12 protein-coding genes are annotated in these 12,794 nt (G+C 52.9%); 5 read left to right on the plus strand and 7 right to left on the minus strand.

From position 1 onward, the window contains the following. Positions 1–231: 231 nt before the first annotated feature. Positions 232–579, plus strand: coding sequence for a hypothetical protein (locus LK04_RS00355; RefSeq protein ID WP_039328392.1), 348 nt, complete (start codon positions 232–234; stop codon positions 577–579). Here the strand turns inward: LK04_RS00355 and LK04_RS00360 are convergent, their stop codons facing one another. After that, positions 580–1,275: a cysteine hydrolase family protein gene (locus tag LK04_RS00360; protein WP_039328393.1), complete on the minus strand. Its 696-nt coding sequence runs from the start codon at positions 1,273–1,275 to the stop codon at positions 580–582. A gap of 89 nt (positions 1,276–1,364) precedes the next feature. Between LK04_RS00360 and LK04_RS00365 the strand changes: the two genes are divergently transcribed. After that, positions 1,365–2,366 (plus strand): GlxA family transcriptional regulator, encoded by a 1,002-nt coding sequence (locus LK04_RS00365; RefSeq protein ID WP_039328394.1) that lies wholly within the window; start codon positions 1,365–1,367, stop codon positions 2,364–2,366. Between the two features lie 210 nt (positions 2,367–2,576). Here LK04_RS00365 and LK04_RS00370 read toward each other — a convergent pair whose 3' ends face one another. Further along, positions 2,577–3,068 carry a helix-turn-helix domain-containing protein gene (locus LK04_RS00370; protein ID WP_039328395.1) on the minus strand — a complete coding sequence of 164 codons (492 nt, stop codon included), beginning with the start codon at positions 3,066–3,068 and terminating at the stop codon, positions 2,577–2,579. Positions 3,069–3,388: 320 nt separating this feature from the next. On the opposite strand from LK04_RS00370, the gene LK04_RS00375 reads away from it, so the two are divergent. Then, entirely contained in the window at positions 3,389–4,408 is a 1,020-nt protein-coding gene (locus tag LK04_RS00375; protein ID WP_039328396.1) for an alpha/beta fold hydrolase, read from the plus strand. 88 nt (positions 4,409–4,496) lie between these two features. On the opposite strand, the gene LK04_RS00380 is transcribed toward LK04_RS00375, so the two are convergent. The 3 genes from LK04_RS00380 to proP form a co-directional block, all read right to left on the minus strand. Then, positions 4,497–5,471, minus strand: a complete 975-nt coding sequence (locus tag LK04_RS00380; protein WP_039328398.1) for a sensor domain-containing diguanylate cyclase — start codon at positions 5,469–5,471, stop codon at positions 4,497–4,499. A 114-nt stretch (positions 5,472–5,585) separates the two neighbouring features. Next, on the minus strand, positions 5,586–6,563 hold the full coding sequence (gene hemB, locus LK04_RS00385; RefSeq protein WP_039328399.1) for a porphobilinogen synthase: 978 nt from the start codon (positions 6,561–6,563) through the stop codon (positions 5,586–5,588). Positions 6,564–6,712: 149 nt separating this feature from the next. Beyond that, positions 6,713–8,218, minus strand: coding sequence for a glycine betaine/L-proline transporter ProP (proP, locus tag LK04_RS00390; RefSeq protein WP_039328400.1), 1,506 nt, complete (start codon positions 8,216–8,218; stop codon positions 6,713–6,715). 574 nt (positions 8,219–8,792) lie between these two features. Between proP and LK04_RS00395 the strand changes: the two genes are divergently transcribed. Beyond that, on the plus strand, positions 8,793–9,260 hold the full coding sequence (locus tag LK04_RS00395) for a hypothetical protein (RefSeq protein ID WP_039328401.1): 468 nt from the start codon (positions 8,793–8,795) through the stop codon (positions 9,258–9,260). On the opposite strand, the gene LK04_RS00400 is transcribed toward LK04_RS00395, so the two are convergent. Further along, positions 9,252–10,211, minus strand: a complete 960-nt coding sequence (locus tag LK04_RS00400; RefSeq protein WP_039328402.1) for a D-2-hydroxyacid dehydrogenase family protein — start codon at positions 10,209–10,211, stop codon at positions 9,252–9,254. The two genes, LK04_RS00395 and LK04_RS00400, sit on opposite strands and share 9 nt — an antisense overlap. Next, positions 10,186–11,790, minus strand: coding sequence for an EAL domain-containing protein (locus tag LK04_RS00405; RefSeq protein WP_039328403.1), 1,605 nt, complete (start codon positions 11,788–11,790; stop codon positions 10,186–10,188). Before LK04_RS00405 ends, LK04_RS00400 begins: the two co-directional genes overlap by 26 nt. A gap of 239 nt (positions 11,791–12,029) precedes the next feature. Here LK04_RS00405 and LK04_RS00410 point away from each other — a divergent pair, with 239 nt between their 5' ends. Then, complete coding sequence (locus LK04_RS00410) at positions 12,030–12,794, plus strand: class II aldolase/adducin family protein (protein ID WP_039328405.1); 765 nt, start codon at positions 12,030–12,032, stop codon at positions 12,792–12,794.

The following is a 12,794-nucleotide window of genomic DNA, read 5'->3' on the forward strand; positions in this document are numbered from 1 at the left end:
CCTAAACTGGCCCTGAAACAGCTGGCGCAATGAGCCGATAATGGCCCGAAAAGTGGCTCAAAATTAACAAACAGCGCCGAACTGCTCAATAAATAAACCCGAAAAATCCAACTTTAAGAGAATACGCAGAGGGTACAGAAATCCGTGCCTTGCAAAGCAAGCGTTTAGCCGCTGTTAACCGGCAAATCTGTTAAGATCGCCGCGATTCTTTTTAAGTCGGTCAATCTCAATATGTTAAAACTCAAATTTTTGCTGCCTGCGGTTATCGTTATCAGTGCCGTGGTCTGGTGGCTGATGCCGCATTACAGTGATGAAGACAAAGGTTATTACATCGCCATGTTTTGTACGCTGACGCACGATGGGCGCGACAACTCAACACAGGCGATGCAGCAGATTATTGAAGGCAGTAATTCCGATTACGCACTGCAGAAAATTCATTTTCAGTCAGGTCTTGCAGACCATTTGCAAACCGTGTGGCAGGATTTAGCGCCAGAACAGCAGCAACAAGCGCGGCAGGAGAGTCTCTCCTGCCGACGCGTTATGTCTGAGAAATTACTGCCGGGTAAAGCGGTTCAGTGATCACTGCACCGGCAGCGCTAATACCGCGTCGGTGGTTTTGATTTCAGCGAAGACGTCGGCAACGCCCGCCAGTGCACTCTGCTGCAGCACTTTATGGTCGACGACGTTGTTATCCCAGGTGGCCAGATCGCGCGTGGCAGTGGCATCTTCGGGAATAATCACCGAGTAACCCAGCGGCACTGCATCTCGTGCGGTGGAAGAAACGCACATATGCGTCATCAGGCCGGTCACAATCAGTTGTTTAATGCCCAGTGCGTCCAACTGCTGTTGCAGGTCGGTGCCGACAAAAGAGCTTGGCGTGGCTTTGCTGATCACGCGGTCATTTTTACCTGGCTGCAAATCTTTATGGAATTCGGCGAAGCGGCTGCCTTTGGCAAACAGTGGGCCGTCCGCCGCGCCGAGATGTTGTACGAAGAACACCGGCATGCCGTTTTTATGGGCAAATTCAACGATACGCTTACTGTTCTTCAGCGCTTGCATGCCGTCAGGTATCGGCATCTTACCGCCGGGGAAATACTCGTTTTGAATATCGATAACGATAACGGCGGTTTGCTTAGCGGTGAGTTGCGTGGTGGCGGTGGCTCCGCTCATGGTGCGAATAGTCGGTGCGTTTTCTGCTGTACGCTCTTCTGCGATGGCACAACCTGAAATTGCCATCGCTAATGCCAGGGTGCTTGAAGCAAAGAAGTTTTTCATAGTTTGTAATCCTGGGGTAAGAGGAAATCAGGGTGACTTCCGATGCCCAGCAGTATGGCGATTCCATCCAGAGTGAAGGAGTACATGGCATGACAAATAGCGTTCACTTTGCGCCAAAAGTGGCTCGCGCAGATGCGCCGATTAAAGTGGGTGTCGTGGTGTTTGACGACATCATCCCATTCCATCTTTCCGTACCCTGTGCGGTATTTGAGAAGGCGGAACGGGAAGATGGCAGCGCGTGCTACCAGTTAATGATCTGTGCAACCCATGCAGGGCCGCTCAAGACCAACAGCGGTTTTTCGATTATCGCTGAGCATGATCTGGCTCAGCTAGCTGAGGCCGATGTGGTGGTGGTGCCGAGCTGGAGTGATCCGACTGTCGCTCCACCGCCCGCGTTATTGCAGGCGCTACAGCAGGCTGCGCAGCGTGGTGCGCAGATTGTGGGGTTATGTCTCGGCGCTTTCGTGTTGGGTGCTGCCGGGCTGCTGCATCAACAGCGTGCCACAACCCACTGGCGCTGGATGGCTGACTTTGAACGGCTTTATCCAGATGTTGAGATTGATCGCGATGTGCTCTACATCGACCAAGGGCAGATTGTGACCTCGGCAGGAACGGCGGCGAGTATCGATTGCTGCCTGCATCTGGTACGAGAGCAGTGCGGGGTGGATGTGGCGAACAGCGTGGCACGCATGCTGGTGGTGCCGCCGCATCGGCAGGGCGGCCAGGCGCAATACATCGAGCAGCCGGTGTATCACTCGGCGGGCAACGATCGCTTTATGTCAGCGTTGAGCTGGGCAACAGAAAACTTGCAGCAGGTACTTACCCTGGAGCAACTGGCGGAAAAGGCATTAATGAGCCGCCGCAGCTTCACCCGACGTTTTACCCAGACTACCGGTGGCTGCTTCAGCGAATGGCTGGTGAATCAACGGCTGGCACTGGCACAGCGATTTTTAGAAAAAACCGATCAACCTGTGGAATTGATTGCGGAAAAAGCCGGGTTCTCTTCACCCTTAATGTTACGACGACATTTTAAAAAACATCTGAATACCTCGCCGCTGCTTTACCGGAAAACGTTTCGCGGGCGCGTGTGAGCCTTCTGTCGTTACTCAGTATTCATTTTATTAAAGTGTTTAAATGGCAAAGCAACGAACTTCAATTAGGGTCTGAATATTTTCTTGATGTGAATGATTCCCATTGCAATATGCGAGCGGGTGACGCATCACCCGTCATAATCTCACGCATATTTATTTGATAAATTAAAAAATGGTAGAGGTTAATAAGGAAAGTAATTCCTTCAGTTATTAACGCATTACACAATCTATGCGTGCGGGAAATTTCCCATTTCGAGTTACCGGTACACGTATTTCTTTCACCGTTTCAGTGCTGTTAAATTCTTGCTTTCGGCAAATGGCACAGGGATCGGTGCTCTCCTGGAAAGCGTGCTGGACGTCAGCGCTGAGCTGGCGCTTGCGGCAGGCGAGCGGGGTACATCCCATCATCTGCTTGAACGAGCGCGTGAACGATTGCTGACTTTCAAAATGGTATTTAACCGCCAGACTGATGATGGGTGCGTTGCTGTATTTCAGCTCGCTAACACAACAAACCAGTTTCTTTTTACGGATGTAATGCGCCAGCGTTTCATGATGATAACGGGCAAATAACTTCTGCAAATACCATTTTGAATAACCAGACTTCAGTGCAATATCATCAATGCTCAAACGCTGATCCAGGTTCTCCATAATCCATTTGGTCACCGAATCAATAACCCCTTCGTTGTATTTTTTCTGCATCATTGTGATCCTCCATTAACTGCTCACAGTGTAAAATAATTAATCTTTCCAATCATCCGAATAACGTAAAGTTTTATCAGGAATTGACTGTTTTATTATTTGTCATCAAGACTGGTCTTGGTTTTCGTGAAAATAAACAATTTCTTGTTGTGTGGATGTTGTTTATTTAGCCTAATCACTGCCGTTATTATTAACTCAAATTTTCCATCGCTTTGCCGGGCTTAACATTGAAAAATCCAATCGGGGCAGGCACGCCTCATCAATACGCCAGAGCGAATAACATGCCAGACTGATGGTTTTTTCACTGTCCAGGAGAGGCACGCATGGCTTTTCATTTCTCTGTAAAACAATCACTTGCGGCAACGTTGATATCAATGTCGTTATTGCAAGCTGCCCCAGCCTTCGCCGCCACGGTGTATGGCGAGCAGCTGGAAGGCTTTTCCTACCCGCATCCGCTGCAACATTTTAATTTTTCCTCTCAGCAGCAGTCGCTCAGTATGGGATACATGGATGTGAAGCCCACGCAGCAGGCCAATGGTCAAACGGTGGTGTTGCTGCACGGTAAAAATTTCTGCGGCGCAACGTGGGACGACACCATTAATGCACTGAGCCAAAAGGGCTATCGCGTCATCGCGCCGGATCAGATTGGCTTCTGCACCTCAACCAAACCCGCTAACTATCAATACAGCTTCCAGCAACTGGCGCTGAATACGCACCAGCTGTTACAGCAGTTGGGTATCGAGAAAGCCATTATCGTCGGGCACTCAACCGGCGGTATGCTGGCCACGCGCTATGCACTGATGTATCCGCAGCAGACGCAGAAGTTGGTGCTGGTGAATCCGATTGGTCTGGAAGACTGGAAAGCGAAAGGTACGCCATGGCGCTCGGTGGATCAGTGGTATCAACGTGAGCTTAAGCTGAATGCGGCGGGCATTAAAAAGTACGAGCAGAACACCTATTACAGTGGTCAGTGGAAGCCAGAGTATGACAAATGGGTGGATATGCTGGCGGGGTTAAACAGCGGACCGGGCCACAAGAAAGTGGCGTGGAACTCGGCGCTGATTTACGACATGATCTTTACCCAGCCGGTCTATTATGAATTTAAAGACCTGAAAGTACCCACCACTTTGATGATCGGCACGGCGGATACCACGGCGATTGGCAGCGACATTGCGCCTCCAGCCATTAAAGCGCAGTTGGGACACTACAACGTGTTGGGCAAGCAAGTTGCACAGATGATTCCCGGCGCGCGTTTAATCGAGTTCCCGGGGTTGGGACACGCGCCACAGATGGAAGAACCACAGAAATTTAATCAGACGTTAATTAGCGATTTAGCGCAGTGATTGAAGGTGGGAGCGGAAGGGCGGCCTGAGAGCCTCACCCTACTGGCCGCAGCTGTTCGTAGGGGCGTGACTTGGCACGCCCATGATGTTATCGCGCCTGCTGCTTTTTGCCGTTCTTGGCGGCGTACATGCGCGCATCGCTGCTCTCCAGCAACTGTTCCAGCGATTGCGGATGGTCCGGGTCAAATTCCACGATGCCAGACGAGAAGTGCAGCGCATAGCGACGTTCCAGGTCACTGGTTTGCTGTTGCAGGAAGCGATCAAAACGCGCCAGTACGCCTTCCGCATCGTCCTGCTGCAAGCCGTTGAACAGCACTACAAACTCGTCTCCGCCTAAGCGGGCAAAGATATCGGCATGGCGGAAGCTCACCTTCATCGCATCGGCAAAATCCATCAGTGCGCGATCGCCTTCACGGTGGCCCAGCGTATCGTTGATGGCTTTAAAGCGATCAAGATCGAGGAAGGTCAAGCTGGCTGGCAGCTGCTTCACCTGACACTCATTCAGCGCCAACTGGCCGAGTGTCATAAACCCACGGCGGTTGGTGATCTGCGTCAGCTCATCCGAGGTGGCGGTCTGGAAAGCCACCAGCTCCGCTTCGGCCATCGCCGCGAGATCGCGCAGCGTATGCATATCGTCAGCGTTAAATTCGCGTGCATGGTGGTCAACGATGCACAACGTGCCGACCTTCGCACCCGCGGGCGTGCGCAGCGGACAACCCGCGTAGAAACGGACGGGATTCTCGGCGGTATTCACTAAGGGGTTATCGTGGAAGCGCTCATCTTCGAGGGCGTTCTCCACCACCATGATATCGTCCTGCAAGATGGCGTGGCCGCAGAACGAGGTATTGCGAGGGGCGGTGGTGCCGCTGGACCCGGCAATCGATTTGAACCATTGATGGTCCTCTTCCAGCAGGCTGACAAGCGCCACTGGCACGCCAAACAAACGACGGGCAAGGCGGGTTAATCGGTCAAAACGCTCTTCTGCAGGCGTGTGCAGAATGTTGAGCGCACGTAACTGGGCCAGACGATGTGACTCGTCCGCAGGCAGTGCAGGTGCTTTCATCGCGTTACTCTTTCTTTTGAATTATTCGGGTACAACATCACTGGTGTTTTACTGCCACGAGGGCATAAAGCGCTTAGCAACAGCTGCGATGTCTGTTGCTAAGCGTAACGATTATCAGAGCACTTTTTGCTCGGCAAGATCAAGGGCGAAATAGCTGAAAATCAGGTCAGCGCCGGCCCGTTTAATCGCGCCAAGGCTTTCCAGAACCACATTACGTTCGTCGATAGCACCGGCTTGAGCGGCGAATTTGATCATCGCGTATTCACCACTCACCTGGTACGCAGCCAGCGGCAGAGTAGTGCGCTCGCGGATATCGCGCAGAATATCCAGGTAGGCACCTGCCGGTTTTACCATCAGTGAATCGGCCCCTTCGGCTTCATCGATCAGTGACTCGCGAATCGCCTCACGGCGGTTCATCGGATTCATCTGATAAGTTTTGCGATCGCCCTTCAACGCCGTTCCGGCTGCCTCACGGAACGGGCCGTAGAACGAGGAAGCGAACTTGGTGGAGTAAGACATGATGGCGGTATCAGTGAAACCGGCGGCGTCCAGCGCCTGACGAATGGCTTTGACCTGACCATCCATTGCCGCAGAAGGCGCAATGAAATCGGCACCGGCTTGTGCAGCGACAACGGCCTGTTTGCCGAGGTTGATCAGCGTCTGGTCGTTATCAACGCCGTGATCGCACAGTACGCCGCAATGGCCGTGGCTGGTGTATTCGCAGAAGCAGGTGTCAGACATCACGATCATTTCTGGCACGGTGTCTTTGCAGATGCGTGACATACGCGCCACCAGGCCGTTTTCATTCCACGCATCGCTGCCGGTGGCGTCGGTGTGATGGGAAATACCAAACGTCATCACTGAACGGATTCCTGCTTTGGCAATACGTTCAATTTCATACGCCAGACGTTTTTCTGGAATACGCATCACGCCCGGCATCGCATTGATTGGAACGTAATCATCCACGCCTTCTTCCACGAAGATCGGCAGGGCCAGATCGCTCAGACGGAGGTGGGATTCCTGGAACATTTCACGCATCGACGCGCTTTTACGCAGTCTTCTTGGGCGCTGGGTCAGATTGAATTCAGACATGCTTAAACAACTTATGCTGGTGAAAAAAGTGACGACAGTTTACCCCTTTTAGCCAGCGGGGATGAAGGATTGTGTGCTGCGTGGGGAAGAACGGAGGCTGGATTGAAGGGGCGCGCCTTGGCGCGCCCTCTACAAAAGATGTGAGAAGATTACTCGTTGATGTCCGGGTGCTGCTGCACCAGGTTTTTGCGTTTCGCCTCTAGCTTGGCGATCTCTTCATCAATATCTTCAATTTTCTGCTCAATATTGTCGTGATGCTCCTGCAGGATTTCACGCGCTTCTTCAATATCTGAAGCCGCTGGTGTGGCACCGCGCAGCGGCTTGTTGGCGGTCTCTTTCATGTAGACGCCGGTGATCAAACCAATCACCGCCACTACCATCAGGTAGTAAGCCGGCATGTAAAGATTATTGCTTGTCTCGACCAGCCACGCGGCAAAGGTCGGTGTCAAACCGGCAATCAGTACCGAGATATTAAAGGCGCTGGCCAACGCACTGTAGCGGATGTGTGTCGGGAACATCGCGGGCAGAGAAGAAGCCATCACGCCGGTAAAGGCATTCAGGATCACCGCCAGCAGCAGCAAGCCGGCAAAAATCAGGCCGAGCACGCCGCTGTTGATCAACATAAAGGCCGGAATCGAGAAGGCAAACAGCGCGATACTACCAATGATGATAAACGGACGGCGACCGAAGCGGTCACTTAGCATGCCCATCACCGGCTGTACAAACAGCATCCCCATCATGATCGCGATGATGATCAGTACACCGTGATCTTCCGAGTAGTGCAGGTTATGCGACAGGTAGCTCGGCATGTAGGTCAGCAGCATGTAGTAGGTCACGTTGGTGGCAATCACCAGACCGATACAAGCCAGCAGACTTTTCCAGTGCTTGGTGGCGATCTCTTTAAACGACACTTTCGGACCGTCGCGCAGACCTTCACGATCGCCTTGCTCCAGCTTATCAACGTGCTGTTGGAACGCTGGGGTCTCTTCCAGCGCATGGCGCAGATAAAGACCAATAATGCCTAATGGCAGCGCAAGGAAGAACGGCAGACGCCAGCCCCACTCAAGGAACTTCGCTTCACCAATCACGGTGGAGATGAGCACCACGACACCCGCACCCAGCACAAAGCCGGCGATCGAGCCGAAGTCGAGCCAGCTGCCCATAAAGCCACGTTTACGGTCTGGTGAGTATTCCGCCACAAAGATCGAAGCACCGGTATATTCACCACCCACCGAGAAGCCCTGCGCCATTTTCGCCAGCAGCAGCAAAATAGGAGCCCAGATACCAATGGTGGCGTAAGAGGGGATTAAGCCGATACAGAAGGTACTGATCGACATGATCACAATAGTAATGGAGAGGATTTTCTGGCGTCCGTACTTATCACCGAGCATGCCGAAGAACAGGCCACCGAGCGGACGGATCAGGAAGGGAACGGAGAACGTACCCAGTGCAGCAATCATCTGCACACTTGGCGAAGCATCAGGGAAGAACACTTTACCCAACGCATACGCCACAAAGCCATAAACACCGAAATCAAACCACTCCATCGCGTTACCCAGAGACGCGGCGGTAATGGCTTTACGTAAACGGGCGTCATCGATAATCGTGACATCATCCAGCCCAATAGGTTTTACACGCTTCCTACGTAGTTTCATGAGGTTACCCTGTATTGAAATTCACAAAGTCCTCAACGCTGCGGACTAGCATTTAGCGATAGTCCGCGGCGTTGAGAAAATTAAAGCATAGCCGCGAAATAGCATTTTTCCTTGGCCAGCCATAGCAATAATTAGGGGGGTAATTATTACATTACGCGACAGAGTATACCGTTTTTGTGTGATATTTGTCATGTTTCAGCCGTTAGTTGACCATTTTTTGGCTAAAGATAGGGGTTTAACAGATGGAAAGCGCAGCAAATATAATCATGATGATCGTGCGGAAGGCCGCATGTTGCGCAGGTTTTCTGATGCTCTGCATCGATGAGCGCGTGGCTAAACAAAAATTATATTTTTTCGCGATTGCCAGGCGTAAGCAGGCCGAATTGTTGGTGTTATCAGCTGTGGACCGGTGATTGAACAATCAAATGTGCTGAGATGCCTTAATGTGGTGATAGCGCCAAAATTGTTGCGCAAATAAATAAGAAAATCTTATCAATAAGCGAGGCGGTAAGCTTTGCTTGCCAGCGTGTCCTCATTCGGTAATACTCTGCCGCCTGGCTCAGGTGGAGTGTTCATGTCGAGAAAAAACGCCCGACTGTTTGAGAATCCCTGGCTGTCGCAAATCGACAGTGTAGAAAGGAATCTTATCAATTACGCGCCTGATGCACGGCGTGTTGCGTCTGTTGCTGTGGCTCCCGTTGGCTGGATTGACTGCGGGGAGCGTGCCGATGCGCAGTTAGCTTTACTGGCGCAACAGCCTGATGAATTGATTAAACGCTTAAAAGACTGGCGGCAGGCAGGGTTGCTCACGCGCCAGGCCGCAGAGAGCTTTCGCCAACTTCAACGTCTGACGCAAACCAGCATTGCGCGTAACCAACCCATCACGCAGCTTGAAGAGTATCAACAGTTGGTTGGGCAATTAACGCCAACCCTCGAACGGATTAACCAACGGCTCAACGCCCAGCGGCAGCCCGCCAATATGCCGGAGGACAGCCTGGAAGTGGCGTTACGTATCGCTGAAAAACGCCGCCGATCAGAGTAGCGAACGCAGCGGTGCGCCGGTGACCCATCCCTGAATATCTTCAACGGCCTGCGTGAAGTAGGTGCGGTAGTTGCTGTCAGCAACATAGCCAAGATGCGGTGTAGCCAGCACGTTGGGCAGCAGACGCAGCGGATGGTCAACAGGCAGCGGCTCCTGTTCAAACACATCCAAACCGGCACCGGCTAACTGGCCGGATTGCAACGCGGCAATCATCGCGCATTGATCGACAATCCCGGCGCGCGAGGTATTGATCAACAATGCTCCCGGCTTCATCTGCGCGAAAGCGTGGTTGTCGATCAGATGATGGGTGCGTTCACTCAACACCAGATGCACTGAAACAGCATCACTTGCGGCTAGCAAAGCATCCAGCGAGGTCATGCGCTCTACACCGCATTCCGCCGCACGTGCCTCAGTGAGGTTCTGGCTCCACGCGCAGACGCGCATGCCAAACGCCTGCGCCACTTTTGCCATTTCGCCACCAATTTTACCTAATCCCAGCAGGCCCAACGTTTTGCCCTGCAAACCGAGTCCTAACGTGTGCTGCCATGGTCCGTTGCTGCGCAGTGCTTGCTGTTCGGCATAGATGTGACGAGCCAGGCCGATCAGCAAACCCCAGCTCAGTTCCATGGGCGCTGCACTGCTGCTGGCCGTGCCGCATACCGCGATGTAGCGTTCGGCGCAGGCGTGCAGATCAATGGAGGCATTGCGCATGCCGGAAGTGACCACCAGTTTGAGATTCGGCAACCGACCAATTAGTTCGGCGGTGAGTGGGGTACGTTCACGCATCACCACCAGGATATCGGCCTGTTCAATGTGACTGACCAGCTCGTCCTGATTATCATAGTGTTGAGTGAGTGCGGTCGTGCGAACGGTGGGTTCAAGCGTTGCCCAGTCGGCGAGCGACAGCGCAACGTTTTGGTAATCATCAAGAATGATGCAGTTCAGACTCATGGTGTTCCTCAACGAGAAGCGGCTGAGAACCCTGCTCATTGAGCCAGGCACGAAGCCGGTCATTATCCATCGGACGGGCATAATAATAGCCCTGAATAAATACCACACCACGTTGTTGCAGGTAGGCAAATTGTAACGAGGTCTCAACGCCTTCACCTAACACGTCCAGTTCCAGCTTGTGGCACAGGTTGATGATGGCATCCAGCACTGGCGTTTCCACATCCAGCCCTTCAATGGCGTTGATAAATCCGCGATCGATTTTCAGATAATCCAGTGGGAAAGTCAGTAGATAGGAGAGCGAACAGTGACCGGTACCGAAGTCATCGATGGCGACTTTCATACCGTGGGATTGCAGATGGCGCAGCTTGCGAGCCACCAGTTCACCGTCGTCAATCAGGCTGCGTTCGGTGAGTTCTAAGGTTACCACCATCTGCTTATCTTTAATGCGGCGCGCGAAGCGCTGAATATCCTGCACAAAATCGGCGTGCTGCAAATGTTCTGCCGCCACATTCAGCCCAATGTGGAAGCCGGGTTCCACCTCCCAGCTTTGAATATCTTCCGCCATCAGATCCAGCAGATGCTGGGTGAGCGGCACGATCATGCCTTCAGATTCCGCATGGCTGATAAAGATGTCTGGCCGAATCATCTCTCCATTCGGCAACTGCCAGCGCAGCAGGGCCTCTGCGCCGCTGGTGCGTTGCAGCGCCGTGCTGTAAACCGGCTGATAATGCACGGAAAATTGACGACCCCGCATGGCGCGGCGGATCTCATCGCCCCACGAAATGCGGCGGCGCAACCAGTTGGACGTCAGCACCATCAACAAAATCGAGAAAATGGCGGCCATTGGCAGGAAGATAAACAGTGCCTGGCGCCAGGCTTTGAGCAGTTCCGACCCTGGAATGGAGACGGTGACGCTGATGGGATAGCGGTTTGATTCCGCCCGATAGGCTTCACTCTTGAAATAGAGTTGAGGGGCAACTTCACTTGGCCCGCTGGCAATCACCGCGCCGTTGCTGAACTGCAGGCTCATCTGATAACCGCGTGATTCGCCAATCGCCTGCATAAAGTCCATTAAATACTGGCCATCAATCACTGCCCAAAAGCCGGTGGTATCGGGCAGTTGGCGCACAAACACCACCGCTGGACGGTCAGGTACGCCAAAAGTCCCCTTGATTGACACACTCCACCAGGCCTTGCCGGTAATGGGGGGAGGTTGCAGCATCATCTGGGTGAGCGTGCCATTGGTCAAACCAAAGGCCGAGGAACAACTGATATCTTCACCCCGCAGCAAACCCACCGAACGAAAATAGGCGTTCAGCGTGCCGACACGTTGCAGTTGGTTCTCGATTTTTTCACAAGGCTGATAATGGTACTGACGCAACTGGGTAATCATATCCCAGGCGTTATCACTCATCTTTTCGGCTTGCGCTAACAGGGCGTTAGCGGTGGAAATCTGTTGCTGGCTCACCGTATGGCGCGCTTCGATGGCTGTGCAAAGGATGCCCAGTACCAAGGGTAATAACCCGGCACAGACAATTAACAGCCAGCGAAAATCACGCGTTCGTTTTTGCGGAGGCACCAGACTTTCCTCGGTCGGTTTAAGCAACAGGATACTGAATACGCTGCGGCGTCAGCAGCATATCACTTCCCGGGGCCGTGCATGGTAGCGATTTGATTTTCCTCTGAACTGATACAGGTCAATTTACCGCGTCGCTTTGCGTTAATTGACAATGTTTTGCCGTTATTGGCATTTCCCTGCGGGAAAAGCGCTGTGCCACGATGTCAGGAGAGCATATTGACCTGAAATGAGGAGTGAAAATGAGCACGGAAACCCTGGATGTCATCACCCTGCGGCAGCGCATCAGCGAAGGCGAATGGCAAGCGCGAGTGAAACTGGCTCAGGCCTATCATCTGGCGGCCAAATTGCGCTGGACTGACCATATCTACACCCATTTTTCCCTGCGCGTGCCGGGTGACCAGCCCCATTTTCTCATCAACGCTTTTGGACAAACCTTTGATGAGATCTCGGCAGAGACGCTGGTGAAAATCGATATCGACGGCAACATCATCGATGACCCCACTGGGCTGGGAATTAATCGCGCTGGGTTTGTGATTCATAGCGCGATTCATCGCGCACGCCCGGATGCCCATGCCGTGCTGCATACCCACACGGCGGCGGGCATTGGCGTTTCGGCACAGCGCAACGGTTTGCTGATGATTTCGCAGCACAGCACGCGTTTCCACAACCGTCTTGGCTACCACGATTATGAAGGTATTGCGCTGGATCTTGATGAGCAGCAGCGCATCGTGGCCGATCTCGGCGATCTCAATGCTTTGATCCTGCGTAACCATGGGCTGCTCACCAGTGGGGGCAGCATTGAAGAGGCGTTTTACAATCTGTACTACCTTGAGCGGGCTTGCCAGGCTCAGCTGGCGGCGCAGTCCGGTGGGGCGGATCTGATCATCCTGCCGGATGAGGTGGCGGAAAAAGCCGCACAGGCGTTTGATAACAGCATTCGCAACCACAAGTATCAGCTGCACTGGGATGCTTACATCCGTCAGCTCAACCGCAACGCACTTTGA

Origin of the sequence: Pantoea vagans, assembly GCF_001506165.1 — a bacterium.
GTDB lineage: Bacteria > Pseudomonadota > Gammaproteobacteria > Enterobacterales > Enterobacteriaceae > Pantoea > Pantoea vagans_C.